General features: G+C 71.8%; 23 protein-coding genes. 10 read left to right on the forward strand and 13 right to left on the reverse strand.

Features of this window, described 5'->3' with window-relative positions; translation table 11 throughout:
* Positions 1–59: 59 nt before the first annotated feature.
* Positions 60–2,936, reverse strand: a complete 2,877-nt coding sequence (locus ACQP2O_RS43200) for a right-handed parallel beta-helix repeat-containing protein (protein WP_433175023.1) — start codon at positions 2,934–2,936, stop codon at positions 60–62.
* 218 nt (positions 2,937–3,154) lie between these two features.
* Between ACQP2O_RS43200 and ACQP2O_RS43205 the strand changes: the two genes are divergently transcribed.
* Complete coding sequence (locus tag ACQP2O_RS43205) at positions 3,155–4,123, forward strand: TAXI family TRAP transporter solute-binding subunit (RefSeq protein ID WP_433175024.1); 969 nt, start codon at positions 3,155–3,157, stop codon at positions 4,121–4,123.
* Here the strand turns inward: ACQP2O_RS43205 and ACQP2O_RS43210 are convergent.
* The 3 genes from ACQP2O_RS43210 to ACQP2O_RS43220 form a co-directional block, all read right to left on the reverse strand.
* On the reverse strand, positions 4,113–5,486 hold the full coding sequence (locus ACQP2O_RS43210) for a sensor histidine kinase (RefSeq protein ID WP_433175025.1): 1,374 nt from the start codon (positions 5,484–5,486) through the stop codon (positions 4,113–4,115). The two genes, ACQP2O_RS43205 and ACQP2O_RS43210, sit on opposite strands and share 11 nt — an antisense overlap.
* Before the next feature lie 7 nt (positions 5,487–5,493).
* Complete coding sequence (locus ACQP2O_RS43215) at positions 5,494–6,417, reverse strand: response regulator (protein ID WP_433175026.1); 924 nt, start codon at positions 6,415–6,417, stop codon at positions 5,494–5,496.
* Positions 6,418–6,583: 166 nt separating this feature from the next.
* Positions 6,584–8,215 carry an APC family permease gene (locus ACQP2O_RS43220; RefSeq protein ID WP_433175028.1) on the reverse strand — a complete coding sequence of 544 codons (1,632 nt, stop codon included), beginning with the start codon at positions 8,213–8,215 and terminating at the stop codon, positions 6,584–6,586.
* Positions 8,216–8,398: 183 nt separating this feature from the next.
* Between ACQP2O_RS43220 and ACQP2O_RS43225 the strand changes: the two genes are divergently transcribed.
* From ACQP2O_RS43225 to ACQP2O_RS43235, 3 genes are read left to right on the forward strand one after another with little or no spacing between them, the layout of a single operon-like run.
* Positions 8,399–9,721 carry an SWIM zinc finger family protein gene (locus ACQP2O_RS43225; RefSeq protein ID WP_433175029.1) on the forward strand — a complete coding sequence of 441 codons (1,323 nt, stop codon included), beginning with the start codon at positions 8,399–8,401 and terminating at the stop codon, positions 9,719–9,721.
* The gene (locus ACQP2O_RS43230; protein ID WP_433175030.1) at positions 9,718–12,465 is read left to right on the forward strand and encodes a DUF6493 family protein; all 2,748 of its coding nucleotides are present in this window, start codon (positions 9,718–9,720) and stop codon (positions 12,463–12,465) included. The genes ACQP2O_RS43225 and ACQP2O_RS43230 overlap by 4 nt, the downstream gene beginning before the upstream one ends.
* A 29-nt stretch (positions 12,466–12,494) precedes the next feature.
* Positions 12,495–12,950, forward strand: coding sequence for a DUF5990 family protein (locus ACQP2O_RS43235; protein ID WP_433175031.1), 456 nt, complete (start codon positions 12,495–12,497; stop codon positions 12,948–12,950).
* 45 nt (positions 12,951–12,995) lie between these two features.
* Here the strand turns inward: ACQP2O_RS43235 and ACQP2O_RS43240 are convergent, their stop codons facing one another.
* From ACQP2O_RS43240 to ACQP2O_RS43250, 3 genes are all read right to left on the reverse strand, one after another.
* Complete coding sequence (locus ACQP2O_RS43240) at positions 12,996–14,189, reverse strand: cellulose binding domain-containing protein (RefSeq protein WP_433175032.1); 1,194 nt, start codon at positions 14,187–14,189, stop codon at positions 12,996–12,998.
* A 100-nt stretch (positions 14,190–14,289) separates the two neighbouring features.
* Positions 14,290–14,730, reverse strand: coding sequence for a type II toxin-antitoxin system PemK/MazF family toxin (locus tag ACQP2O_RS43245; RefSeq protein ID WP_433175033.1), 441 nt, complete (start codon positions 14,728–14,730; stop codon positions 14,290–14,292).
* A gap of 9 nt (positions 14,731–14,739) precedes the next feature.
* Entirely contained in the window at positions 14,740–15,375 is a 636-nt protein-coding gene (locus tag ACQP2O_RS43250; protein WP_433175034.1) for a TetR/AcrR family transcriptional regulator C-terminal domain-containing protein, read from the reverse strand.
* A gap of 120 nt (positions 15,376–15,495) precedes the next feature.
* Here ACQP2O_RS43250 and ACQP2O_RS43255 point away from each other — a divergent pair, with 120 nt between their 5' ends.
* The 3 genes from ACQP2O_RS43255 to ACQP2O_RS43265 are packed head-to-tail and all read left to right on the forward strand — an operon-like array spanning position 15,496 to position 16,728.
* Positions 15,496–16,158 carry a TetR/AcrR family transcriptional regulator gene (locus ACQP2O_RS43255; RefSeq protein ID WP_433175035.1) on the forward strand — a complete coding sequence of 221 codons (663 nt, stop codon included), beginning with the start codon at positions 15,496–15,498 and terminating at the stop codon, positions 16,156–16,158.
* Positions 16,146–16,451, forward strand: a complete 306-nt coding sequence (locus tag ACQP2O_RS43260) for a DUF6204 family protein (protein WP_433175036.1) — start codon at positions 16,146–16,148, stop codon at positions 16,449–16,451. Before ACQP2O_RS43255 ends, ACQP2O_RS43260 begins: the two co-directional genes overlap by 13 nt.
* 55 nt (positions 16,452–16,506) lie before the next feature.
* A complete protein-coding gene (locus tag ACQP2O_RS43265) occupies positions 16,507–16,728 on the forward strand; it encodes a hypothetical protein (protein ID WP_433175038.1) in 222 nt (73 codons plus the stop codon).
* Here the strand turns inward: ACQP2O_RS43265 and ACQP2O_RS43270 are convergent.
* A complete protein-coding gene (locus tag ACQP2O_RS43270) occupies positions 16,712–17,350 on the reverse strand; it encodes an NAD(P)-dependent oxidoreductase (protein ID WP_433175040.1) in 639 nt (212 codons plus the stop codon). The two genes, ACQP2O_RS43265 and ACQP2O_RS43270, sit on opposite strands and share 17 nt — an antisense overlap.
* Positions 17,351–17,352: 2 nt before the next feature.
* Positions 17,353–18,282 (reverse strand): EamA family transporter, encoded by a 930-nt coding sequence (locus ACQP2O_RS43275; RefSeq protein WP_433175042.1) that lies wholly within the window; start codon positions 18,280–18,282, stop codon positions 17,353–17,355.
* A 106-nt stretch (positions 18,283–18,388) separates the two neighbouring features.
* On the opposite strand from ACQP2O_RS43275, the gene ACQP2O_RS43280 reads away from it, so the two are divergent.
* The 3 genes from ACQP2O_RS43280 (at position 18,389) to ACQP2O_RS43290 (ending at position 20,124) form a co-directional block, all read left to right on the forward strand.
* Positions 18,389–18,889: a MarR family winged helix-turn-helix transcriptional regulator gene (locus ACQP2O_RS43280; RefSeq protein WP_433175043.1), complete on the forward strand. Its 501-nt coding sequence runs from the start codon at positions 18,389–18,391 to the stop codon at positions 18,887–18,889.
* A 138-nt stretch (positions 18,890–19,027) separates the two neighbouring features.
* The gene (locus ACQP2O_RS43285) at positions 19,028–19,582 is read left to right on the forward strand and encodes a hypothetical protein (RefSeq protein WP_433175044.1); all 555 of its coding nucleotides are present in this window, start codon (positions 19,028–19,030) and stop codon (positions 19,580–19,582) included.
* A 5-nt stretch (positions 19,583–19,587) separates the two neighbouring features.
* On the forward strand, positions 19,588–20,124 hold the full coding sequence (locus tag ACQP2O_RS43290; RefSeq protein ID WP_433175045.1) for an OmpA family protein: 537 nt from the start codon (positions 19,588–19,590) through the stop codon (positions 20,122–20,124).
* A gap of 1 nt (position 20,125) precedes the next feature.
* Here the strand turns inward: ACQP2O_RS43290 and ACQP2O_RS43295 are convergent, their stop codons facing one another.
* Genes ACQP2O_RS43295 through ACQP2O_RS43310 form a run of 4 tightly spaced genes read right to left on the reverse strand, consistent with a single transcriptional unit; the run spans position 20,126 to position 25,170 of the window.
* On the reverse strand, positions 20,126–20,566 hold the full coding sequence (locus ACQP2O_RS43295) for a hypothetical protein (protein WP_433175046.1): 441 nt from the start codon (positions 20,564–20,566) through the stop codon (positions 20,126–20,128).
* Positions 20,567–20,570: 4 nt separating this feature from the next.
* Entirely contained in the window at positions 20,571–21,428 is an 858-nt protein-coding gene (locus tag ACQP2O_RS43300; protein WP_433175047.1) for an ABC transporter permease, read from the reverse strand.
* Positions 21,425–22,384, reverse strand: coding sequence for an ABC transporter ATP-binding protein (locus tag ACQP2O_RS43305; RefSeq protein WP_433175048.1), 960 nt, complete (start codon positions 22,382–22,384; stop codon positions 21,425–21,427). The genes ACQP2O_RS43300 and ACQP2O_RS43305 overlap by 4 nt, the downstream gene beginning before the upstream one ends.
* A 17-nt stretch (positions 22,385–22,401) precedes the next feature.
* Complete coding sequence (locus ACQP2O_RS43310; protein WP_433175049.1) at positions 22,402–25,170, reverse strand: alkaline phosphatase family protein; 2,769 nt, start codon at positions 25,168–25,170, stop codon at positions 22,402–22,404.
* Positions 25,171–25,315 lie beyond the last annotated feature (145 nt).

The raw sequence follows: 25,315 nt of genomic DNA on the forward strand, positions 1-25,315 counted from the left end.
CATCCCAAGACCATCTGAGAGCCCGCGCGACCGTTGCCGAACCTCGCTCCGCGCGGACTCTAGAGCGGCCCCTCCGGAAGATCCTCCGGCCGTACGATCGTCAGGTCCTCCTTCGTCGGCGCGGGCAGCTCCGCCACCCGTTGCGCCTGCTGCTCGGTCACCCGCTGGAACACCTGCCGGGCCGCGCGACCGTTGCCGAACCTCGCTCCGCGCGGGTACCGCTCGAAGTAGTCCAGCAGGCGGCCGAGGGTCTCGTCCGGCAGGTGGTAGTCGTGTTGCCGGGCCTGGTGCTGCACGATCCGGACGAGCTCCTCGGAGGAGTAGTCCTCGAAGGTCAGCGTGCGGGTGAACCGCGACGCGAGCCCCGGGTTGGAGTCGATGAACCGGTCCATGTCCCCGGGATAGCCGGCGGCGATCACGACGACCTCGTCGCGGTGGTCCTCCATCAGCTTGACCAGCGTGGCGATGGCCTCCTGGCCGAAGTCGTTGCTCTGCCCGTACGGCGCCAGGGCGTACGCCTCGTCGACGAACAGCACGCCGCCGAACGCCCGCTTGAACACGGCCTGCGTCTTCGGCGCGGTGTGCCCGACGTACTCGCCCACCAGGTCGCCGCGGTCGGTCTCGACCAGGTGGCCGCTGGACAGCAGCCCCAGGGCCGCGAGGATCCGCCCGTAGAGGCGGGCGACGGTGGTCTTGCCGGTGCCCGGGTTGCCGGCGAACACCAGGTGTCGGGACAGCGGCGGCGGCGACAGCCCCACCTCCTCGCGGCGCTTGACCATCTGCATCAGCTTGGCCAGAGAGGCGACCTCCTGCTTGACGCGGCCGAGGCCGACCAGGCGTTCGAGCTCGGCGAGGAGGTCGGCCAGGTCCTCCTTGCCCTCCTCGTTCGCGAGGGCGCCGCGTACGGTGGCGTTCGCGGCGCCGGGGCGGAGCACGGCGCGCTGGCTGCTCTCGGCGAGCGGCATCGCGCTGGTGGCCACGTTGCCGGTACGGCAGTCCTGGAAGACCGGCTCGGCGCCCTCCGCGACGGTGAGGTCCTCCTTCGTGTCGTGGACCAGGCAGCGGCGCACGGTGGGCGTGGCGTGCGCCCCGACGTACAGCGCGGGAAAGCCCGTCTCGGAGATGTCGCAGTCCTCGAGCACGCCGGCGGCGCCCTCGTTCATGTACACGCCGTTCTTCCCGCACCGCGCGATGGTCACCGACCGGACGCGCGGGCGCGCTCCCGTCCAGATCACCAGAGCGCTGCCCTCGGTGTCGCAGATCTCGACGTCCTCGATCCACGCCTCGCTGCCCTCGTCGAGGAAGAACCCGGCCGAGCCGGTCCCCGACACGCGACCCCCGCGGATCAGCACACCGGTGTCGGGCCCGACCTCGACCCCGGTTCGCACCACGTCGGAGAAGTCGCAGGCGTCGAGCAGCGGCCGGTGCCGCGTGGTGATCTGCGCCCCCATCTCGACGTCGCTGATCCGGCACTCGCGCAACACCGCGTCGGCGCCCTCCACCGACACCCCGGTCATCCGGGCCCGCTCGATCCGGGTCCGCTCGGCGAACAGGTCGGCGCGTTCGTCGACCCGGACACCGTGCTCCGGCGACTCGCGGATGTGGCAGTCCTGCAACGTGGCCCGCGCGCCGCCGCCGAGGTGGACCGCCGTGAACGCCGTCCGGGCGATCTCGCACTCGCGCAGGGACACGACCGCGTCGCCCTTGCAGTGGACCCCGTTGGCCGCCGAGCGCGCGAAGACCGACCGGCGGGCGCGTACGACCGCCGCACCGGTGACGACCAGCGCCGTCCCCGTGACGTCGACCGCGCGCACGTCCTCCAACTCCAGCCGGCACGACCCGGTCGCCATGATCGCCACCGCGTCGGTCTCGCGGACCTGACAGTCCTTCAGTCGGGCGACGGCCTCGCCGCGGACGAGGACGCCCTCGGCCTTGGTACGGGCGATCTCGCACCCCTCGAGCCGCACACGGCGGTCGTCCAGGCCGGCCGAGGCGCCTTCGGCCTCGTCGTCCCGGAGGGCGGCACCGGCCGCCAGCTCCGCCGCTCCCGCCGAGTCCTCCAGGCGCACCCCCTGCGCGCCGGAGTCGTGCAGCTTGCACCCCCGGAGGTAGGCGTACGCCGCCGCTCCGATGGCCAGCGCGGCCTTGCCCGACCCGCTGACCTCGCAGTCCGTGAACAGCCCGTGGGCGCCGCCGGTCAGCTGCAGGCCGGGGCCGCGCGCCCCGTCGACGACCGTACGGACGCACTCGAGCTGGGCGACGCCTTCGAGGCGTACGCCCGCGCCGGCCACGGACCGTATGGTGCAGTCCGCGACGATGCCCGTGCTCGTGCCCGTCACGCGCACACCCGAGTCACCCGCGTCGCGCACGGTGCAGCCGCGCAGCGTGAACGCGGCGTCGGTGAAGGTGATGCCGCCACCGCTGATCTCGCAACGTTCGATCACCGGAACGCCGGAGCGGACCAGCACGGCCACATCCGCCGACGCGGGCGCCTCGAACGTCAGGTCGCGCACGGTGGCCGAGCAGCCGTGCAGGCTGAGCGCCGGCCCGTTCGGCGAGACGACGCGCACGGTCCCCGCGCCCCTGGCCGCGACGATCGTGACGTCACGGTCGACGATGAGCGCCTCGTTGTAGACGCCGGGCGGCACGGAGACCACCGCGCCGTCGGCGGCGGCCCGTACGGCGGCGCCGATCGTCCGGTGCCCGCCCCAGGCTCCGGGCGCGACGCGCTGCCACCCCGCCTTGACCCTGGTCTCCCCCAGAGGTCCCTGCTGACCGGACGGCCGCCGATCTCCCGGGCCTCCCGACCCGGGGACGGGAGGCCGGGGGCCGGTCAGGGCCGCCCGCCGATCGCCGCCACGAACCCACGCGTCCGATCGGCTCTTGCCGTCACCGCGAGCACCGGGGGACGAGGCGCAGCGGAGTCCGGCCAACACGACCGGAAGTTCTCACGATCCGTGTTCCCTGGTATACCCACACGATCAAGCTTGCCAGGCTCATCTGCCGGACGCGAGTGCCGCGATTTCACGATTTTGCGTCCGGTATGTCTCGCTCGATCACGATGACGCAACGTGCACCGACATCACTCCGACGAGTGAGATCATGCCTTATGGCCCACCCTGCGCGACCGCCCGGCTACCCGAGCCGGGCGAGCATGCCGGACCGGAGGACGGCGCTCCGGGCCGGTCTCGGGCTGGCCGCCCTGGGCACCGCCGGGCTCGGAGCGGCCGGTGGCTGCACGCTGACCGGGGGCTCGGGCGACTACCGGACAGGGCCGCTGCCGATCGCGACCGGCGTCTCGGACGGGGTCTACTACCTGTACGGCCGGCGGCTCGCCGGGCTGATCGACCGTGAGCTCCCCGGAGTCCGTGTCTCGGTGGACGTCACCACCGGGTCCGTCGACAACCTGCAGCGGCTGCAGGACGGCCGCGACCGGCTGGCGTTCGTGGCGGCGGACGCCGCCGGCGCCACGGCGTCCGGGTCCGGCGTGCCGCTCCGGGCGCTGGCCAGCCTGTACGACGACTACATCCACCTCGTGGTCCTGGGAAGGTCGGGCTACTGGTCGATCGACGACCTGCGCGGCCGGGTCGTCTCGGTCGGCGGGACAAGGTCGGGCGTGGAGATCGTGGCCCGGCGGGTGCTGACCGCCGCCGGGCCTAAGGTGGCACGGCAGGTGCGGCGGGTCCAGATGAACCTGGAGTACGCGGCCGCCGCGCTGCGCACGGGCCTGATCGACGCGTTCTTCTGGTCCGGGGGTCTGCCCACGGCCGGGATCACCGAGCTGGCCGGGCGCGTACCGCTCCGCTTCATCCCGCTGGGCGGGCTCGCGCCCGAGATCCGCCGACGCTACGGCCCGTACTACCGGGCGGCCACGATCCCCGGCAGCACCTACGTGAACGTCGACGAGTGCCAGACCCTCGCCCTGGCCAACTACCTGATGACCCCGTCCTCTTTCGACGACCGGCTCGCCTACCGCCTGACCGAGATCCTGATCCACGACCGGAACGCCATCGCGGCGGCCGTTCCCTCGGCCGAGCTGCTGGACGTACGCAGCGCCGTCCAGACCGATCCCGTGCCGCTGCATCCGGGAGCGGCGCGGTACTACCGGTCCGTCAAGCTCTGACGACGGACACCGCCATGGTCACCCGCAGGCCCGCCCCCTCGGCGGCGGCCACCTCCAGCCGGCCGCCGCTCGCCTCGAGGAGCGTACGGGCGACGGAGAGCCCGAGGCCGGAGCCGTCGATGTTCTGGTGGCCGGGGCTGCGCCAGAAGCGGTCGCCGATGCGGGCGAGTTCCTCGGGCGGCAGGCCGGAGCCTTCGTCGATGACGCGGATCTCGACGTCGTCACCGACCTCGGCGACCTCGACGGTGACGGCCGACCCCTCGGGGGAGAACTTCAGCGCGTTGTCGATCACCGCGTCGAAGGCGCTGCCGACGCCGGTGGGGTCGGCGGCGCCCAGCACCGGCCCCTCCCAGTTCCGGCGCACCTCGATGGCGCGCTGGTCGGCGACGACCTGCCAGGCGGTGACGCGTTCGTCGACGAGCACGGCCAGGTCGATGGTCTCCACCTCGGCGGTGCCCTCCTCGGTGAGGGCGAGTTCCAGCAGGTCGTCGAGGACACGGGTGAGGCGCTGGGCCTCGTGCCGGAGCTCCTGGAGCTCCTCTTCCGACCCCGGGGGCAGGGACAGGGCCAGCCCCTCCAGCCGCAGCATGACGGCGGACAGCGGATTGCGCAGTTGGTGGGAGGCGTCGGCGACGAAGGCGCGCTGGCGTTCCATCGTGGCCTCCACCTGCTGCACCATCTCGTTGAACGACGTCGTGAGACGACGCAGCTCCGGAGGCCCGGTGGCGGCCGGCGCGCGCACGTCGAGCCGGCCGGTCGCGATCGTGTGGGTCGTCGCGTCGAGCGCGCGCACGGGCCGCAGGACCCAGGTGGCCAGCAGGTGGGCGAGTGCCAGGAACAGCAGTACGGCGACCGCCTCGGCGGCGGCGAGCACCGACCAGTCGCCGGTGACGGCGGAGCGCATGCGTTCGGTGGACGACACCGTCACCACGGCGCCGATGACGTCGCCGTACCGCGTCACCGGCGCGGTCACGACGAGGGGACGGTCGTCCCAGGGCCAGATCGTGCGGAATTCGGTGCTGTGCCGGCCCGCGAACGCCTGCCGTAGGCCGGCCTCGATGTCGGGCGTGTCATTGCCGGGATAGCCGGGCGTGCTGACCCAGATCGAGCGCTGCCGGTCGACCACCGCCGCCGGCACGCCGTACAGCTGTCGGTAGCGCGTGAGCTCGGAGCCGACGTCCGAGGAGGACGCGCCGATGGGCGCGCCCACGGCGATCGCCGCGAATCGCGTCGTGTCGTCGAGGCGGTCCTGGAACAGCGCCTCCTGGTGTTGTCGGACGATGCTCGTCGCCAGCGGGACGCCGAGCGCCAGCAGGCTGCAGATGACGAGAGTGTTGAGGACGAGAATCAGGCGGGCGCGCACGGTCGGATCAGAGTAGCGGCGGTCTCGAGTGCGGACCCCCGGCCGACGGCCGCCGCGCGCCACCGGTCGACGGTTTCGTCGGACGCGACCCCTCGGCCGAAGGCTGCCGCGAGTCCCCGACCGACGGCTTCGCCGAGCGTGGGCCCTCGGCCGAAGGCCCGTTCGTCTGCGGACTCCCAGCGGACGGGTCCGTCACCTGGGGAGCACCGGCGGACGGGCCCGTGGCCGGTGAGTCCCCCGCCGACGGGCCGCCGTCGGGAGTGACGCGGTAGCCCACTCCCCGGACGGTCTGGATCACGCCGGGCACCCTCAGCTTGGCGCGCAGCGAGGCGATGTGGACCTCCAGCGTCCGTTGGTTGCCCTGCCAGTTGGTCCGCCACACCTCGCTGATCAGCTGCTCGCGGGGGCAGACGACGCCGGGCCGGCGGGCGAGGACCGCGAGCAGGTCGAACTCCTTGCGGGTCAGGTTCGCGGGCACCCCGTCGACGCTGACGACCCGGCGGAGCCGGTCCAGGTTGATGCGCCCGGCGATGAGCGCGTCGGCGGGCGGCTCGGCGGGACGGGCGCCGTCGTGGCGCGCGGTGCGGCGGCTGACGACGTGGATCCGCGCGATCAGCTCGCCGACGTCGTACGGCTTGACGACGTAGTCGTCCGCGCCGAGGTGCAGGCCGTGGATCCGGGAGCGCACGTCACCCCGCGCGGTGACCATGATGATGGGGACGTCGCGGACGGCGCGGATGCGACCGCACAGCTCGAACCCGTCGCGGTCGGGCAGGCCGAGGTCCAGCAGGATGACGTCCGGATCGCTCTCGAGGCGCTCGAGGGCCTCCCCCGCCGTCCGCGCGGGCTCGACCTCGAAGCCGTGCCGCCGGAGCACCGAGCACAGTGCGGCGGCGACGCGCACGTCATCCTCCACGACGAGCAGCCGCATCACCGCTCCTTCCTGTCCGACGCCACCGACGCCACGTATCGGGATCATTTAATCGCTCACCGTACCGGGCCCGCATGGTGAACCGGCCCGGTCCGCACGGTGAACCGGGCCGGGCTCTCCCGCCGAGGGGACGGGGGGGACGGGAGAGCCTGGACCGGAGTTTCGGTCAGCCCACCGGGGCCAGGTCGCGCTGTGCGGCCGCCGCCTCGCCCGCGACCTCGCGTGACGGTCCGGCCCAGCCGCTGCGGACGCCCCAGGCGTAGAAGGCCAGCGACGTGACGGCGACGACCCCCATGTCCACGCCGTACGGGATCACGTCGTGGCCGCCGAACTTCGCGCTGCCCAGCGCGGACAGCAGCACCATCCAGGCCAGGTAGACGACGAGCCAGATGCCGGCCTTCAGGTGCGGGGCCCAGCCGACGAACCGCTGCCGCCAGCCGTAGAACAGGTAGATCGGCAGGCCGAGGGCCATGATCCCGATCACCTCACCGGTCAGCGGCCACTTCGACCAGAAGAGGAGCAGGGAGGCGAACATGAATCCCGCCGGAGCAACGATCTTCAGCGCCGGTGCCGGGGCGGGCCGCTTCAGGTCCGGACAGGTCCGGCGCAGCACCATCGCCGACACCGGCCCGGTCACGTACGAGATGACGGTCGCGACCGAGATGACCTCGGCGAGCGAGCCCCAGCCTCGGAACGTGAACAGGAAGACGAAGGAGACGGCCAGGTTGAACCACATCGCCGGCTGCGGGATGCCGTACTTCGGGTGGACCCGGCCGAGGATCTTGGGGAAGTAGCCGTTCTCCTTCATGCCCTGGATCATCCGGGCGGTGGAGGCGGTGTACGTCATGCCCGTGCCGGACGGGGAGACGAACGCGTCGGCGTACAGGGTGACGGCCAGCCAGTTGAGGTTCCACGCCATCGCCAGGTCGGCGAACGGCGAGTTGAAGTCGATGCCGGACCAGCCGTGGCCGAGCAGGTGGCCGGGGACCGCGCCGAGGAACGCCGTCTGCAGGCCCACGTACACGAACGCCGCGATGACCAGGGCGCCGATCAGCGCGATCGGCACCGAGCGGCCGGGGTTGCGCGCCTCACCGGCGAGGTTGATCGGGCTCTGGAAGCCGTTGTAGGCGAACACCACGCCGGAGGTCGCGATCGCGCTGAGCACCGCCGCCCAGCCGTACGGGGCGAAGCCGCCGTGGTGGGTGAAGTTGGAGCCGTGGAAGCCGGAGGCGATCAGCCCGATGACCGTGAGCGCGGGGACGGCGAACTTGACGATCATGATGAAGTTGTTCGCCATCGCGTACAACTTCACGGTCCAGTAGTTGAGCAGGAAGTAGACGACGACGAGGACGGCGGCGAGCGCCAGCCCCATCGGGTGGAGTTCCTTCCCGTCGTACAGGCCCTTCGCCCAGTGCCACTTCCACGAGCTCATGTACTGGATCGAGGCTTCGGCCTCGATGGGGATGACCGAGACGATCGCGATCCAGTTCGACCAGCCGCCCATGTAGCCGACGAGCGAGCCGTGGGAGTACTGCGCGTACCGGACCATGCCCCCGGACTTGGGGAACAGTGAACCGAGCTCCATGTACGAGAGCCCGATGAGGATCATGATGCCGGCGCCGATGATCCAGGCGAAGAGGGCCGCCGGCCCGGCGACCTTCGCGGCCTTCCAGGATCCGAACAGCCAGCCGGATCCGATGATCGAGCTGAGCCCGACCATGAGGAGCGAGAACGTCCCGAGTCGCCGCCGGATGTCACCGACCGGCGCGGACCCGGATGGGGGTGACGCGTTCGCCATGGATCACTCCATTTTCATTGCGCGCTTTCGCGGGGGAAGAAGGGCCTGTCTCGCGAGATTTGGTCGAGGATCCACCCGCCCGGGGACGGGGCCCAAGACGTTTGAGCGAGATCTGAGGTTCCAGCCGGGACGTATCGGACACTTCGGATTTTTTGACGGCACCGGCTTGTAGCGTCGCCGGTCATGTCGGATGCGACGCAGTCTTACGCCTACCTCCACCGCTCCTCGCTGACCGACGGGCGGCTCGGCCTGGAGACCTCCGGCGGCACCGCGCTGGCCGGCCCGGTGGCCCATCCCCGCTTCTTCTCCGGCTTCCTGACCGACCCGGCTCCGGCCGCCGCCGGCCTGCTCGCGGTCGCCAAGGTGGCCCGGACCCGGTACTTCATGCCGATACAGGAGCGCGTACGCGACCCGGTCGTGACGTCCAACGGCGACCGCCTGCGCTTCGAGTCGTTCTCCGCCTGCTGCGGCGTGTACGCCCGACTCGACCTGCTGTCCGACGCACTCGACGGCGAAATGCACGATCGTGGCACCACGAACGTCGACGTGGGCGAGCCGCTCCGCCAGTCGCTCACCCGGATCGGCCGGGACCCGCTGCACCTCGCGGTCGGACCGGACGAGCTCACGGTGACCACCTTCGACGGCGCCGTCGTGGAGAAGAAGGTCCCGCTTCCACAGCGCTGGCTGCGGGGCTTCGCCGAGGTCCAGGTGATCACCGCGGGCTTCGAGCCCCGCGTCGAACTGCCGGCGACCGAGGCCGCGCGCTTCCTGCGGTCCCTCCCGAAGGGCTCGCGGGCGAGCGGCGCACAGTGGGCGGTGCCGGCGGGCCGGTCGCTCCGGCTGACCTCGCGAGCCGCCGCGGGCGCGGTCTGCCTCCCCGGACCGCAGCGCCTCGAGGCGCTGGCTCCGCTGCTGCCGCACGCCCGCGCGCTGCGCGCGTACGGTCCGGCGGTGCGGCCCGGCGACCTGCCGTGCGCAAGCGCGTGGGAACTCGACCTGCCCGGAATGCGGCTCGTCCTGGTGCTCTCCCCCGAGGTCCGCCGCGGCTTCTCCGGCGAGGGCGCGGTGCTCGACGGGCTCACCCACGATGAGTCCGACGCCGACCTGGTCGGCGCGCTGCTCGCCTTCGAGCCACGGGTGGAGGTCGATCTGCTCGCCGACCGGTCGGGCCTGCCCGCCGATCGCGTACGCCACGCGCTCACCCGGCTCGGCACTTCGGGCCGGGTGGGATTCGACCTCGCGGAGGCGGCCTACTTCCACCGCGAGCTGCCGTACGACGCCGGACTCGCCGAGGCGATGAACCCACGCCTGGCGAACGCGCGTGCGCTGATCGCCGCGGGCCACGTACGCCCGGACGGCGACCTGACCGTCGTCGGCGAACAGCGCGTGCGCTTCGACAACGGCGCCGCGACCTGCACCTGCCCGTGGTGGACCGAGTACCGCGGCAGCCGCGGCAAGTGCAAGCACGTCCTCGCCGCCGAGATCGCCCGGAGGGCTGACAGATGACCGGCTGGAACGACCTGGAGCCCCTGTTCGAGGCGAGCGACATCCGCGCCGTCGCCGAGCTGGCGCGCGGGCTGTCGGACGAGGAGCGACGGGCGCTGGTCACGCCGCTGAAGGAGTACGAGCGGCGGCTGCGCCGCGACTGGGGGTACCGGTGGTCGAACAGGGCCACCGCGGTGACCATCGCCGGCGCGGCCTGCCTGTCCGGGGCCACCGCGCTCGCCCCCTGGCTGGCCCGTGGCGAGCTCAGAGAGCACGTCACGCCGCAGCCGCTCCCGACGTCGGCCGCCACGCCGCAGGAGGTCGTCGTATGGCAGAACCGGCCCACGGCGTACGACGTCGTCAGCGCGGTGCTCGACATACTGATCGAACGCGACGCCGCCTGGCTGCCGGGCCTGATCCACCGGCTCGCCGAGCGACTGCGCGTGCGGGAATGGAGCGCGGATGACCTGTGGCGGCTGGTCGCCGGCCTCACCGAGCGCACCGGAATCGACCCGCCGCTGACGGACGGCTTCGTGCTCGGTCTGGTGGAGGAGCACGCGTTCAACGGGTCGGCCGCGATCGAGCGGGTCCGCCGAGATCCGCGCTGGGCGGCGGTGGTCCTTCGAGCGTTCGAGGTCGAGCAGGTCGGCGGGTGGTTCGGCCAGTCCGGCGACAATGGCTGGCCTGCCGCCCTCGCGGCGCTCACCGCCGAGGGCCTGGTCGGCCGGGACGCGCTGCTCGACGCGTGCCTCGGCGCGTTGCAGCGCGGCGGGCGCGCCGGTGCCCTTCGTGGCTTCCTGGCCGTGCACGAGGCGATCGCACCGACCCTCGACGAACTCGCGGCCCGCGCCCGCGACTACGCCGCCCTGCTCCCGGACGGCCCGTCCACGGTGGCCGGCATGGCGCAGGACGCGCTGTTCCGGCTCGACGACGCCAGGCGGCTCGAGCTCGACACCCTGCTCGACGCGAGCCGATCCGTGCTGCTGCGCAGCGAGAAGAAACTCGTCCGCGCCCAGCTCAAACGCCTGGACGCGGTCGCCCGGCGCGGCGACTCGAGCGAGGTCGTCCGCGTGCTCGCGACGGCCTTCGGACAGGAGGCGGCGGACCTGCAGGAGCGGGCTTTGAGCCTGACGATCGAGCACGCCTCCCCCGACATGTACGCCGAACTCGCCGAGGGGGCCGCCGTGCTCCCCGCCGATTTCAGGAAGCGCGCCACCGAGGCCTTCGGCGGGGACCCGTCCGAGCCGACCGCCCCCGTCTCCGGCCCGCCCGCCTGGTCACCATCGCCGCCACCGGCACCGATCGGCTCTCCCAGCGAACTGGCCGAGGAGTTCGCGGCGCTGTGGGCCGGCCAGGAGAACGTCGTCGACCCGGTCGCCCTCGAACGCGTGCTCGCCGCGTTGGTGGCGTTCGCCTGGACCGACCGCGCCGCGCTGCGCGACGCACTCGATCCGGTCATGAAGCGGTACCGCATGAGCCCAGGCCTCGCCTCTCCTCCGGACGGCCATTGGTACCCGGACGAATCCCACGAACTGTCGTCGGCCATCGGCGCGGCGGTGACCCCGCCCGCCCCGCACATCGGCGCCTGGGAGCGGCAGTGGCAGAAATGGGAGCAGCGGTGGCGGAAAGCCGTGGCCAGGCGGCTGTGGCCGGGACCGGAGCGGGTGCTGACGCTGCGGCTGCACGAGATCGCGATCGGACTCGCGTACGACCCCCGGCCGATACTGGTGTCCCCTCCGACCACGGCCTCCGGCCTGATCGATCCCGCCGAGCTGCTCGGCCGACTGGAGCGCCTCGCCGCCGAAGGCCTGGAGCCATGGCCGCTGGACCTCGAACAGGCCCTGCTCCGGCTGCCTCGCCAGGTCGATGACGCCATCGCGGTCCGCGCGCGTCGGATCGGCACGGCCGCGGCCACGTGCCTCGCGGACCGGCTCGCGGACGGCGGGCTGCCCTTCCCCGAGGTCACCCGCCACCGTCACGAGTTCAATGCCCGTCACTGGGGCGATGAGGAGTACGTCCGGGACCTGGTGACCATGACGTCCCGTGCCCCGGTCGGGTCGTCGGCGGCCGTCTTGACCACGCTCTCCGCGTCGGAGTTCCGGCCGGCCCGCTACTACACGACGTACTGGATGTCGTGCTGGCCCGCCATGATCCCGGCGCATCGCGACATCAGCGCCTCGCACCTGGCCTTGCACTTCGCCGTCCATACCCGGAGCGGCCGTGGGGCCGGTCCGCTGCTGCCGATGCTCGCCGAGGCCGACGGCCCGATCGGGGTGGGGATGACGCTCGCGCTCGCCTACGGCCTCGGCGCCCACGACCGGGCGGACCGGGCCTGCGCGGTCGACGCCCTCCTCATCCTCGCCGCGCGAGAGCGGCATGAGGCCGCTTCTCCGGGCGGGGCGGACGCGCTCGTGGAAGGGCCGGACGGCACGCGCGGCGAAGGGCCGGACTGGTCGGCGCTCGGCGGGGAACTGGGGACGATGGCCCGTGACGGTGTGCTGTCGCTCAACCGGGTCGTGCCCGCGCTCACCGACCTGGCCCGGTCGGGAGTCTGGGCGCAGACCTGGGAGGTGATCGCGGCCGCGCTCCCGCCCGCCCTCGAGGGCCGCCCGCAGCGCCTCGCCGACCTGCTCGCCCTCGGCGTGGAGGTCGCCGGCGTCGTACGGCCGCGGGAGGGGATTCCCGCGCTCAAGGCCGTCGCCGAACGCGGCGGTTCCAGCCGCCTAGTCGCGGAGGCGCGACGCCTGACGAACGTCCTCCCGTGACACGGACATACGAAAGAGATGATGGTGTCGTGCTGATTCGCATCGAGGCGTCACGGCTGCCCGGACGGGAGTGCGGGCAGGCGCCCGGTTTTCCGGGCTACCGCGACATCCACGTCGGCGTGCAGCGGCGTGACCGCCCCGCTGAGCTCCTCGACCCGCACCCCGGCGACGCTCTCTCCGCGACATGGGAGCTGGAGGTCACCGCCACCGCGACCGAGACGGGGTGGGATCTTCGCGGCCCCTACGTCCAGGGTCGTCCGGGCGGCCGGTTCGTCTACCTGTCGTGGGGGACCGTGAACGAGGGCGGGCCGTTCGAAATGTTCCGGCGGGCGAAGCTGTGGTTCGACGCCATCGGCCCGGACGTCCTGGACGCGGCGGTGCGCAGCGGGCTGTTGGTGGCCCGGTTGGGACTGACCGACGCGCGCGGCCATCCGCTGTGCGCGGCGGTCCGGCCTCCGCTGATCGAGTGGTCGGCCGGCTCCTGAACTCCTCGAGGCGCGCCGTTCCAGCAGGGTGGACGTGTCCGACGGTCAGCAGCCGATGCGCGAGGAGCCGACCGCCACGTCGTCGAACCAGAGGGTGTCCCGCGCGCCGCCGTAGCTCTCCCAGCCGAGGCGCAGGTCGGTGGGGTGCGGGCGCCAGTTCGCCCGGCTCAGCCACTGACGGTCGACGTCGGGGGTCGGGGTGCCGTCGAGGTGGAGGCCCGCCACCTCGGTGCCGTTGAGCCAGGTGCTCATGGTGCCGTTCGTCCCGTTGATGGCGAACTCCAGGCAGGACCACTGGTTCACGGGCAGCGGCACGCTCATCGCGACTCCGGCCGGGCTCTGCTCGGGCAGCGTCGCGTCGTCGGACTCGCGGTTCCACTGCAGCGCCTGGTTCTGGCCGCCGAGCCGAAGGTGCTTGCCGCCGTCGGCTGAGTCGGTGAGGGTCGTGAAGGCGACGTGGCCGGCCGGCAGCGGCTGCGTGTGCCGGACGTAGTAGCGCACGTAGATCACCGACCCGGCCGCGGCCACGCCCGTCGTGTTGACGGCGAACGCGTGGTCGCAGTAGGTCGCGCCGCCGTCGACGCGAAGCGACGTGCTGCCGGTGTGGGCCTGCGTGTGGTCGACGGCCACGGTGCCGGTGCCCTGGCAGTCCGGGTACGACGGCTGCCAGGCTCCGGACGGCGTCGTGCCGGTCTGGCCCTCGAAGCCGTCGCAGAACGCCGCCTGCGGGCATGACGTCGGCGTCGTGGGCTGCGTGGGCGTCGGGGTGGGGGTCGGAGTGCCGTCGCCGTCGCAGCGCGCGCCGTTCAGCGCGAAGTCACCGGGGACCGCGTTCTGGCCGCCGACGGTCGCCTGGAACCCGAACGTCGTCGACCCGCCCGTCCCGAGCGCGCCGTTGTAGCCGCTGTCGTGGGCCGTGACGGCCTGCCCGGACTGCGTGACCTGGGCGTTCCAAGCCGACGTGACCTTCTGGTCCCCGGCGAACGTCCAGGTCAGCGTCCAGCTCGTGACGGGCGCGGCGTTGTTGGTGACCGCGACCTGCGCGGTGAAGCCGCCGGTCCACTGGTTGAGGGAGTAGGCCACCGCGCAGGGCGGCGCGGCGGACGCCGACCGGGCTCCCGGCACGCCGAAGGCGAGCGACACCACGAGGAGAACGGCCCCGAGCACCGCGGGGATCACCCCGTACGGCCACGAGAGACGCTGAGACGTCGTGGAACGGGGGTTCGCTGGGCCGGTCATGGGCACTCCTCACCGGGGCGGCGCGTACGCACCAGAGTGCGAGCACCTCACCGCCCCGGCAAGGATCTTCCACGTTCTTTCACGACGAGCCGGAAACGGCTCAGCGCGTGGGCTTCCAGCCGTGCAGGCGCATCAGGACCGCGGCCACGTGGGCGAAGCGCTCCCCTTCGAGGATCGCCCCTTCCCGGCGGATGTCGTCCTCGTCGAGCTCGAACACGCGGTCCAGCCGCACGTACGAGTCGCGGCCGTCGCGGTCCCACGTGCCCGAGCCCAGCTCCAGCCAGTCCGGGTCGTCAGCGTGGTCGCGGCTGGACAGCATCATCGCGAGCAGCCGGCGCCCGTGGCGCCCGACGACCAGCAGCGGCCGGTCCTTCCCGCGCGACGGGTCCTCCTCGTAGGGCACCCACGCCCAGACGATCTCGCCGGGGTCCGCGAGCCCGTCCAGGTCCGGGGAGTACTCCAGGGTCGCGGCCCGCTCGGGGGTGTAGATCTCCTGCACCGCTCCGCGGGCCGGCCGCGGGTCTTCACCGTGATCAAGCATTGGGGCAGCCTATCCGGCCTGGTCCGGCACTGTTCCCTCGGCCGGGGGGCACTCCGGACGGTGACCGAGGCGGAGGCCGGCGATGATCTGGGCGATGTACACGTCGTCCGGAGGCGCCTCACCGAGCAGCGTCTTCGTGAAGACGTGGTTGAGGCAGGCGCCGAGAAGGAGCTGGGCGGCCGCCGTGCAGTCGACGTCCGGCGCGATCCGCCCGAGCTCACGCTCCGCGGTGAGGTAGCGCGCGACGCCCTCGTACGCCGCCTGCGGACCCAGGTCATGGGTCTGGAAGACCTGCCGGAGCCGCACCAGCTGGTCCGGGTTGGCGAAGACCGACACCTTCGCGGCCAGGATCGCCGTGTAGAAGCCGATGGTCGCCTGCGCGGCGGGAGCCAGGTTGCCGGCGACGTCGCCTTCGCCGACCCGCGAGCCCAGGTCCTTCATGACGCGCGCGTAGACGGGCAGCCGGTCCTGCAGGAGGGCCAGGTAGAGGGTCACCGCGGACTGGTCGGACGGGTCTGCGGCCACCCGGCCGTCGGCCGGGGCACCGCGCATGATGTCGGCGGCCGCTCCGAGCACCTGATGCCGTACGGCGTCGCCGTGACCACCCGTCGCCGAGGCCCACGCCGATTGATCATCGGATTCCATGACGAACAAGGATCTTGTGGAGAACCGGCCCCGTCAACGCGAACGTTCCAAGCAGCGCGAAGACCCGAACCGAAATGAACTACAAAATCGAAATGCATTGAAAGTTTGGGGTCGGTTACGATGACGTCCGTGACAGAAGGGCTACGGGAGCGGAAGAAGCGCCAGACGCGGCAGCACATCTCCGAGGTCGCCACCGGCCTGTTCGTGGAGCGCGGGTTCGACGACGTCACGATCGCCGAGGTCGCCGCCGCGGCGGACGTGTCCATCAACACGGTCTACAACTACTTCGACGCCAAGGAGGACCTCGTTCTCCACCCGGAGGAGGCGTCGCCGCAGCGGCTCGCCGACATCGTGCGGGAGCGCGGCCCCGGCGAGTCCGCCGCTCAGGCGGTGCTGGCACGGCTTCGTGAAGAGGTGCGTCGCCGGGACCGCAGGCTGGGGCTGACCGAGGGATTCGGCCGTGTCTTCCAGATGATGCGGGCCGCTCCCACTCTCACCGCCCGGCTGGGCGACCTGGGCCGCCAGATGACCGAGGTTCTCGCCACCGTGCTGGCCGAGGAGACCGGGGCATCACCGGACGACCCGCGGCCCCGCGTCGTGGCCGCCCAGATCGGCTGGTTCCACGCGCTGGTCTTCGCCGAGATCGGCGAACGCGTCACCGCGGGTCAGAGCCCCGACCTGATCGCCAAGGCGGTCCTCGAGCTCCTCGACACCGTCGAGGAGCTGCTCGGTGAACGCCTCCTCGCCTACGCCGTACGAGAGGACCGGCCGTGTTCAGAGTGACGATCCGCGGCACGTTCGACGGGCTGAGCGATGCCGACCGCGCCGCCCTGCTCGCCGGAGCCGATCCCTTCGTGGCCGCCTTCACCGAGGCCGGGACCTTCACCGCCGACGCCGGCCTCTCGGCGTTCACCTTCCGGTGCCAGGTGCCGGCGGGCCCGGACGACGGCGAGCAGGAGGCCGCCCAGCGGGCCATCGCGGCGCTGGACGCGCACGGATACCCGTACCGGATCCTCCGCGTGGCGGTGACGGACATGCGCGACATCAAGATCCGCCGGAAGGGCAGACGGCGGTGATCAGACCCACGGCCCGTACGAGCACCTCGGCGCGACGAACGAAAGGACCGACACCGTGGCGGACATCGACCGGAACATAGAGCGTGCCGGTGCGGCGATGCAGGCCTACGCCCTCTCGGCCGACGGCTGGCGAGCGGGCCCGAGCGAGAATCTGCGGGTCCTGCTCTCGGACCTCATGCACTGGTGTGACGCCACCCAGCACGACTTCGAGCAGATCCTCGCCTCGGCCCGCCACCGGTACGAGGCGGAGAAGAACGGGGTCACCGACCGACGGTGAACCGGGTCCGACGGTGCCGGGGGCTCTCGACCTCATCGAGCAGCGCCACCGCGAGATCCTCCATGGAGATCCAGGACTCCCCCTGCGCGTCGACCAGCAGCTCGTCCGTGCCGAGCCGGTACGCGCCGGTGCGCTCGCCGGGCTCCAGGAGAGCCGGCGGGCTCAGGTACGCCCAGTCGACGTCGGTCTCGGCGCGACAGACCTCGAGTTGGTCGGCGCAGGCGAGGGCGATGTCCCGCCAGGCGGGCGGGAAGTCGGGGTCCTCGACGACGGTGCGGCCGCCGGTGCCGGGCACGGTCAGGGTCGCGGCGCCGCCGACGACCAGCAGCCGGACGCCGGTCCCGGCCAGCCCGGCCAGCAGCGCCTTGGTGGCCGTGACGAGCTCGTGCTCCTGGCCGGGAGCGGGGCGAGTGGCGCTGATGACGACGTCCTGGCCGGCGGCGAGCGCCGCGACGTCCTCGGCGTTCCGGGCGTCCCCGGTACGGGAGTGCGCGGCGGCGGGCGGTTCGCCGAACCTGGCCCGGTTCCGTACGACCGCGGTGACCTCGTGGCCACGGGACAGCGCCTCGGCCACGGCCCGCGCGCCGACGCTCCCCGCCGCTCCGAACACGGTGATGCGCATGGTCAAGAACTCCTCGGGGTGATGGGGACGGCCGTGGTCTCCGAGCGCCGCCTGGCCGAGGTCTGGCCGACCAGGGTGCCGCCGAGGGCGAGGGCCATGCCCACCAGTTGCAGCGGGGCCAGGGCCTGGCCGAGGGCCGCCCAGCCGATGACGGCGGCGGACAGCGGGCTGAGCAGGGCGAGGAAGGAAACGGAGGTCGCGGGGAGCCGGGAGATGCCGCGGAACCACAGCCAGTACGCCGTGGCGGTGCCGACCACTCCGAGGTAGAGGTAGCCGCCGACGGCGCGCCCGTCGAGGGCGGGCGGCGGGCCCTCGACGAGGAGGGCGACGGGCACGAGCAGCAGCCCGCCGGCGGTGAGCTGCCAGGCGGTGAGGGTGAGCGGCCCCACCCCTTCGGGACGGCCCCAGCGCTTGGTGAGCACCGTGCCCGCCGACATCGACGCGGCTCCCGCCAGCCCGGCGAGGACCCCCACCACGTCGAGCCGCGCGTCGGAGCGCAGGACGACGAGGCCCACCCCCGCGAGTCCCGTCAGGCCTGCCAGCAGCTTGCGGGCGGCCGGCCGCTCGGCGAGCAGCAGGGCCGCGAAGCCGAGGGCGAAGAGCGGACCCCCGGCGCCGAGCACCGCCGCGACGCCGCCGGGCAGCCGGTAGGCGGCCAGGAAGAGCAGGGGGAAGAACGCGCCGATGTTCAGCAGACCCAGCACGGTCGCTCGCCAGAGCCACGCGCCGCGCGGGAGGACGCGGGTGACGGCGAGCAGCGCCAGGCCGGCGGGCAGGGCCCGCATCGTCGCGGTGAACAGCGGGCGGCCGGGCGGCAGGAACTCGGTGGTGACCGCGTAGGTCGACCCCCAGGTGAGGGGGGTGAGCGCGGTGAGGGCCAGGTCGCGGACGTTGGGTAGGGAGACGCCGCGCCGCGCGGTGAGGGCGACCATGAGATAACTCCTTATTAAGAATCTCAACGTTGAGATATCACCATGACGATATGCTCAACGTCAAGTAGATGAACGTTGAGATTGTTCGCGTTGAGAGGTGTGCTCGATGAGCGATGCGGTGGACCGGATCCTCGCCCAGTGGCGGACCGAGCGCCCCGACGTCGACGTGTGGCCCATGGGGGTCATCGGCCGGATCACCCGGCTGTCACGCGTCCTGGACCGGGAGCTGAAGGAGTTCTTCGCCGGTCACGACCTCGAACACTGGGAGTTCGACGTCCTGGCCACTCTCCGCCGGTCCGGCCCCCCGTACGAACTGACGGCGGGGGCCCTCAACCGGGCCGCCATGGTGACCTCCGGCGCGATCACCAACCGCATCGACCGGCTCTCCACCCGGGGGCTGGTCGAGCGGGTCCCGGACGAGGAGGACCGGCGGTCGGTACGGGTCCGGCTGACCGACCGCGGCCGGGCGCTGGTCGACGAGGTCGTCGGCCTCCACGTCGCGAACGAGGTCCGCCTGCTCGGCGCGCTGGCCCCGGACGACCGGGACCGGCTGGCGGGCCTGCTCCGCGCCCTGCTCGAGTCCCTGGGCGACACTTCCATCGATTAGGGCACGTCCGGAAACCCGCCACGTCCAGAAACGTCGGACGCTACGGTAAAGGACTGGTAAATCGACACCAGGCCGTCGTGGCGCGCCGATCGAGCGTCACGACCGGTCCGGACGACGTTTCCGTTCCCAGGGGGATCAGTGAGAGTCATCCGCAGGAGCGCCTCGGCCATCGCCCTCGCGGGCGTCCTCACGGCCGGGCTGTCCGGCTGCTCCGGCGACGACGAGAGCGGCGGGTCCAAGGGCAGCACGACGGCGTCCAAGGGCGGCGTGACGGTCGCGAAGGCGGACAAGCCGATCGCGCAGGCGACGTTCCCCTCCCCGATCGCGGCGGGGGCCACCGTCGACCTCGCGATCCTCGGCCTGAAGGTCGACGGCAGACTCGCCGATCTCACGGTCTCGATGACCCCGCACGTGCGCGCCGCCGGGTCCACCCAGCGGCTGACGCCCTACCTCCTCAACGGCGGGACCTCGCTCGGCGTCTTCCTGATCGACACCGTGAACCTCAAGCGCTACCTGGTCGTCAAGGACAGCTCCGGCAAGGACCTGCAGACGGACTACGTCTCGACGAACCTCGCCAACGACCAGCCGGGGCAGCTGAGCTTCACGTTCGCCGCGCCGCCGAAGGGCGTGGACCGGATCGACGTGCAGATCGGCAACTGGCCGACCTTCCACAACGTGCCGATCGAGCGGTGACCGGGATGCGTTCTCTCCTGGTCGGCGCGGTGCTCGCGCCGGCCCTGCTGTTCCTGCCCGCAGCGGCGAGCGCCGGCGACGTCCCCGACGCGAACCTCCGGCAGTCCGTCCAGTCCATCTCCGTGGCGGACGGCGTACGCGACATCGACCTCGGGCATTCGGTCATCCCGCTGGAGGAGAAGGAGACCTCCGGCGGGCAGATCACCGTGCGGATCGCCGCGGACGTCCTGTTCGACTTCGGCAAGGCCACGCTGACCGACGTCGCGCGGCGCCGGATCGCCGAGATCGCGAAACAGATCCACGGGCCGGTGCGCGTCGCCGGGTTCACCGACGCCATCGGCTCCCCCGCGCACAACCGCACGCTCTCGACGCAGCGGGCCGAGGCGGTGCGCGCCGAGCTCGCCCGGAACATCAAGGTGGCGATCACCGCGGTCGGCTACGGCGAGGCGCGTCCGGTCGCGCCGAACCGGACGCCGGACGGTAAGGACGACCCGGTGGGCCGCGCCAAGAACCGTCGCGTGGAGATCTCCTACAAGCAGTAGCTCACGTCGTGTCGAAGCAGCCGTCGAACTCCCACAGCGGGTTGGTGACGGTCGCGCCGTCCGCCGCGACGATCATCTGCTGGCCGTTCAGGTCCGCCGGGCCGTCGCCGTCCGCGGAGTAGCAGCCGTTCGTCTGGACGTGCAGCTGGTACGACGCGGTCTCCGGAATGGCCGGTCCGGCGTTGAACCAGGTCACCGTACAGGTCCAGTCGTTGCCCGCGCCCTGGTCCGGAGTGGACGGCCCGCCCTTGGCGCAGGCCGCCTTCGCGCGCATCGACGCCGACGTGACCGTACGACCCCGCAGGGACTGCTGGAGCACGTACAGGTTGGCGAACGTCGGCGCGACGGCGGTGTTCAGCCGGTCGCGGGTGATGCCGGACGATCCACAGCCGGTGGTCGCCAGCAGGACGGCCGCGAGCGCGGCGGTCGGTGCCCATCGCATGGTCTCAGCCCTCGGTGATGTCACGGCGGCGCAGCAGCGCGTGCGCGCCGACGACGCAGACGACGAAGTACACGGCACTGACGGCGACGCCCTCTGCCGGCGGCCCGGCGAACGACGGCTCGGTGAACAGGCCGTGCCAGGCCCCGAACGCCGTGGTGGGCAGCAGCATCCGGACGGCCTCCGGGGCGTTGACCAGCGACGCCAGCTGCAGCGCCAGGCCGACGACGACCGGGCCGCCGACGCCGACCGCGGTGTTCCGGCTCGCGACCGACAGCAGCAGCCCGAAGGCGGTGAACGCCAGGACGGGTGGCAGCACCGTCGCCCAGGCGGTCAGCACCAGGACGGTGCAGTGGCCCGGCTGCAGGAGCGTGCCGGACAGCCCGATCAGCGGCTGCCGGCCCACCAGCAGCACCCCCGCGGCCAGGCTCGACAGCGCCACGAGCACGGTCATCGCCACGGCGTACGTCATGGCGGCGAGCGCCTTGCCGGTGAAGACCTGCGAGCGGCTCCGGGACCGGGTCAGGATGGTCTTCCAGGTGCCGTACCGGTCCTCGCAGGAGAAGATGTCGCCGGCGACGACGCTGGTGAGGGCCGGGAGCGCCCACTGGCCGGCGAAGCCGAGCACGACGAGCGGGATCGCGAAGCCGGAGTCGTGCACCCACCGGCCGAACAGGGTGTCCTGCGGCGTGTTGCTCTGGACGTTCAGCGCCGACACGAACAGGAACGGGGCCAGCAGGCACACGATCGCGGCGGCCTGGACCTTCACCTGCCGGACGAGCTTGGCCAGCTCGCACCGGTAGACGACCCACGACCCACCGCGCGCGGCCGTACGGGGCTCGGGGGGTGCCGCGACCGCCGTCATCGGGTCACCTCCTGGGGGACGCGCTCGGCCGTCTCGTCCGGTTCGTCCTCGGTGAGCGCGAAGAACAGCGCCTCGAGCGGGGAGGACTCCAGGTCGAGGCGGCGTACGGCGACGTCGGCCCGGCCGAGCGCGATGACGTATCGGTCGAGGTTGTCGCGCTGGGCGTGGACGAGCAGTTCGTCGCCCGCGACGGCGGCGGCGATCCCCGGCGTGTCGCGGGCGATCTCCAGCGCCCGCTCGTCGTCGCTCGTCGCGAGCCGGAACGCCGGGTCCGGGGCGCGCCGGCGGAGGACGCCCATCGACCCGTCGAAGACCACCTCACCCCTGCGCATGATCGTCACGTTGTCGCAGAGCTCCTCGACCTCGGCCATGTCGTGGCTGCTCAGCAGCACGGTGACCCCGTCTGCGGCGAGCCTGGCGACGAGGGCGCGCATGTCGCGCATCCCGGCCGGGTCCAGGCCGCTCGCCGGCTCGTCGAGGATCAGCAGGCGCGGGTCGCGCAGGAGTGCCGCCGCGATGCCGAGCCGCTGGCGCATGCCGACCGAGTAGCCGCCGACCTTCGCGCCGGCCTGGTCGCGCAGGTCGACGAGGTCGAGGGCGTCGTCGATCCGGCTCGCGGCGGAGCCGCCGTCGAGCTCGGCCAGCAGCGCCAGGTTGCGGCGGCCGGAGAGGTAGGGATAAAAACGCGGGCTCTCGACGAATCCCGCGACTCCGTCGAGCATGCGCGCGCCGAATTCGTCCCGGGTGCGGTCGAAGATGCGAATGGTGCCCGCGTCGGGCCGTACCAGGCCCATGAGCATGGTGAGCAGCGTCGTCTTTCCGGCGCCATTGGGCCCGAGCATGCCATGGACCCGGCCGGGGCCGACCACAAGGTCGACCCCGGCGACGGCCACCGTCTCCTCGAAGCGCTTGGTCAGACCAAGCGCCTCGATCGCCGGTGAGAAGGAGTGATCCATCGTGTTATTGAAACCTGTCAGTTCGCCTTGTGGGGTGCCTGGGCGCGGCTTGACGGAATGTCATTGTCCACGCTTCCCGTCACCGTCGTCTGCGGGAACCTCTTGAGCACCTCTTCCGGAGTCATGACCTTGGAGTCACCCGGGTACGGCCGCTTCCAGCCGGTCGTGGCGTACCAGGTGAGCCGGTTGAACGGGGCGAACGCCAGCTGGTCCTCGGACGTGAAGTTCTGCTTCTCCGACCAGGCGAGCCAGGCCTTCTGCATCGGGTTCGTGGCCTGCGCCGCCGTCCCGTTCATCGTGTCGAGCGGGATCTGGTTCGGCAGCGCGGTGTACGGGGTGAAGTCGGGCCGGTCGGTGAACGCCCCGAACATCGGCTCGGCCGCCATGTCGAGCTGGTTCATCGGCGGGAGGCCGAGGATCTGCTCGATCGTGCGGACGACGTTGAGCTGGCTGTAGTAGGTGTGGTCGACCGCGCCGCGCTTGGCGTACGGGCTGGCGATCAGCGTGACGTTGCGGTGGCCGTCGACGTGGTCGATGCCGTTCTGGGAGTCGTCCTCGACGACGAAGACCGCGCTGTCCTTCCAGTACTTCGAGTGCGAGATCGCGTCGATGATGCGGCCCGTCGCCAGGTCGTTGTCGGCTACCATCGCCGACGGCGTCGGGTAGCCCTTGTTCAGGCCGTTGGTGTGGTCGTCCATCACCCACAGCATGTTGAGCGCGGGCAGCTTCCCGTTCTTCTCGTACTGCTGCAGGTCCCGCGTGAAGAGGTCCGCGCGGTACTGGTCGGGGATGTTCGTCTGGAAGTTCGGGAAGTCACGCGACAGGACCTTGTCGAGCGACGGCACGTCGGCCGTGGTCTGGCAGTAGCCGGCCGGCACGTGCGGCGTGCCCGTCGCCTTGCCCTCGAGGATCTGCGAGTCCTTGTACCAGTCCGCCCACGTGCCGGGGCAGACCGCTCCGCCCGGGGCGTTCCAGAACTCGGCGTACTCGCCCCAGACGTGCGCGGTCAGGCCGTGCGCCTGCGCGTTGTCCCACAGGAACCCGGACTTGGGGTAGACCATCGCGTCCGGCTGGCCGTAGTCGCGGATGTAGTTGGCGTAGGACCGCTCGAGGTAGTCGTTGACGAAGCCCGCGTCGAGCCAGGTGTGGCCGACGGCGGAGTTGGTGCCGTCGGAGTACAGGTTGTCGATCAGCGGGAACTGCTGGGCGAGGGCGTGGATGTTCGGCGTGGTCTTCTGCCCGAACTGCGCGTACGCCGGGTTGCCGTTGCCGCGCGGGTCGTCGCCGAGGACCTGGTCGTATGTCCGGTTCTCCTTCACGATCATGAACACGTGCTTGATCTTCGAAGGGTCGCCGACGCGGAGCGGGAGAGCGGTCGGCCGGGTGCGCCGGGAACCCTTCTGGTTCCGGGCCCGCAGGCCGAGCCACTGGTTGTTCCGGAAGACCTGGGCGGTGTACTTGGCGATCTGCGCCCGCGTCGGCCGGTCCACGAGACCGATCGTGCCGACGTCGGCGTACACCTGGCGGCCGGTCGCGGGCGTCGTGCCCGGTCCCTCGCTGATCGTCCCGTCCTTGCCGAGCGCCCCGACGCCCGCCTGATTCGCCACGACGAGCTTGTTCAGGGTGGCGTTCCAGTGGAGCGTGCCCGGGTACCAGGCCGTCGGGATCAGCCCGTCGAAGGCGACCGGCCGGCGCGCGCCGCGGTACTCGTACACCGCGAGGGCGTTGTTCCGGCCGAGGCTGACGACGAGGTGCGACGGGTCGATGAACTCCAGCGCGTTGGGCGAGCTGCCGAACGGCTGCCCGGGCAGCGGGTTGACGTTGAACCTCTGGGTGACCCGCTGGGCGGCCGTGTCGATGACGGACACCGTGTCGTCGCTGGAGTTGGTGACGAGCACCTCGGTGCCGTGCGCGAGCAGGCTGCTCGGGTCCAGGCCCAGCTTGTACGTCTTAACGACCTCGTTCGTGGCGAGGTCGACCTCGGAGACGGTGCCGGTGCTCGCCCGGCCGTCGACCTCGTCGGCGACCACCGGCGAGTCGTAGCTGAGGTTGGTGAAGTCGCCGTCGGCCGGCTTACGGCCGCCCTCGTTGCTGACGAACGCGTGGTTCCCCACGACGACCACGTCCCGGGGCGCGACACCGACGGACGTCTGGGCGGTCAGCGTACTCGTGGCGGGGTCGAGTACGCCGAGCCGGTCCCATCCGTCCAGCACGACCAGGATGTGGCCGCCGTCCGGAGTCCAGGCCAGGTCCGTCGGCAGGGGCTGTGCCGCGGCACCGGTCGCGTCCTTCGGAACGTTCGCGTCGGCCGGAAGCTTGATGACGCTCGGGCTGCTCAGCGTGCCGTCGGCGGCGACGGCGAACTTCAGGATGTCGCCGCCCTGCGCGGCGTAGAGGGTGTTGCCGTCCTTGGAATAGAGCAGGCCGCCGACGCCGACGTTGCCGCTGCCGACTCCCTTCGGCGGGGTGTACTGCTGCAGGACCTTCTGGCCGGCCAGGTCGACGACCGTGAACAGGCCCGCACCGGACTTGGTGAGGTCGACGGCGGTCTTGCCGTCCGGGCGTACGGCCAGGTCCATCGGGCGGCCGGACTGTTCGATGCTGACGCCTGCCGGGGTGACATATTGGTTGTCGGGGTTGAGTACGGATCCGTCAGCCTGCCGTCCGACCAGGTGGTCGGCCAGCGGTTTGTTCTGATTGGTCACGCCTGCGGCGAATGCCGCCGTGGACGTGACCAGGGCCATGGCAATGCCGAGTACCGGCATTGACAGGAGCCGTCGGGCCATGGATTCCTCCTGACGCATGACCCGCCGGGCGACGGGTCAACCCGCCGGAGAAATCTAGACCGATGATCGCCACTGCGCCTCCCCCCTGGGGTGCAGAACATCCAAACCACGCTGGCCGAAATAGGCCTTTAAATCCGGTTTTAAA

This window comes from Actinoallomurus sp. CA-150999 (genome assembly GCF_050942425.1).
Classification (GTDB): domain Bacteria; phylum Actinomycetota; class Actinomycetes; order Streptosporangiales; family Streptosporangiaceae; genus Actinoallomurus.

Bases quoted from the DNA above. Each gene is read 5' to 3' on its own strand.
- ACQP2O_RS43310 (WP_433175049.1), bottom strand. From the start codon at position 25,170: ATGGCCCGACGGCTCCTGTCAATGCCGGTACTCGGCATTGCCATGGCC.
- ACQP2O_RS43275 (WP_433175042.1), bottom strand. From the start codon at position 18,282: ATGGTCGCCCTCACCGCGCGGCGCGGCGTCTCCCTACCCAACGTCCGC.
- ACQP2O_RS43250 (WP_433175034.1), bottom strand. From the start codon at position 15,375: ATGGAATCCGATGATCAATCGGCGTGGGCCTCGGCGACGGGTGGTCAC.
- ACQP2O_RS43270 (WP_433175040.1), bottom strand. From the start codon at position 17,350: ATGCGCATCACCGTGTTCGGAGCGGCGGGGAGCGTCGGCGCGCGGGCC.
- ACQP2O_RS43205 (WP_433175024.1), top strand. From the start codon at position 3,155: ATGCCGGACCGGAGGACGGCGCTCCGGGCCGGTCTCGGGCTGGCCGCC.
- ACQP2O_RS43255 (WP_433175035.1), top strand. From the start codon at position 15,496: ATGACGTCCGTGACAGAAGGGCTACGGGAGCGGAAGAAGCGCCAGACG.
- ACQP2O_RS43245 (WP_433175033.1), bottom strand. From the start codon at position 14,730: ATGCTTGATCACGGTGAAGACCCGCGGCCGGCCCGCGGAGCGGTGCAG.
- ACQP2O_RS43305 (WP_433175048.1), bottom strand. From the start codon at position 22,384: ATGGATCACTCCTTCTCACCGGCGATCGAGGCGCTTGGTCTGACCAAG.
- ACQP2O_RS43280 (WP_433175043.1), top strand. From the start codon at position 18,389: ATGAGCGATGCGGTGGACCGGATCCTCGCCCAGTGGCGGACCGAGCGC.
- ACQP2O_RS43215 (WP_433175026.1), bottom strand. From the start codon at position 6,417: ATGCGGCTGCTCGTCGTGGAGGATGACGTGCGCGTCGCCGCCGCACTG.
- ACQP2O_RS43290 (WP_433175045.1), top strand. From the start codon at position 19,588: ATGCGTTCTCTCCTGGTCGGCGCGGTGCTCGCGCCGGCCCTGCTGTTC.
- ACQP2O_RS43295 (WP_433175046.1), bottom strand. From the start codon at position 20,566: ATGCGATGGGCACCGACCGCCGCGCTCGCGGCCGTCCTGCTGGCGACC.
- ACQP2O_RS43225 (WP_433175029.1), top strand. From the start codon at position 8,399: ATGTCGGATGCGACGCAGTCTTACGCCTACCTCCACCGCTCCTCGCTG.
- ACQP2O_RS43240 (WP_433175032.1), bottom strand. From the start codon at position 14,189: ATGACCGGCCCAGCGAACCCCCGTTCCACGACGTCTCAGCGTCTCTCG.
- ACQP2O_RS43230 (WP_433175030.1), top strand. From the start codon at position 9,718: ATGACCGGCTGGAACGACCTGGAGCCCCTGTTCGAGGCGAGCGACATC.
- ACQP2O_RS43220 (WP_433175028.1), bottom strand. From the start codon at position 8,215: ATGGCGAACGCGTCACCCCCATCCGGGTCCGCGCCGGTCGGTGACATC.
- ACQP2O_RS43300 (WP_433175047.1), bottom strand. From the start codon at position 21,428: ATGACGGCGGTCGCGGCACCCCCCGAGCCCCGTACGGCCGCGCGCGGT.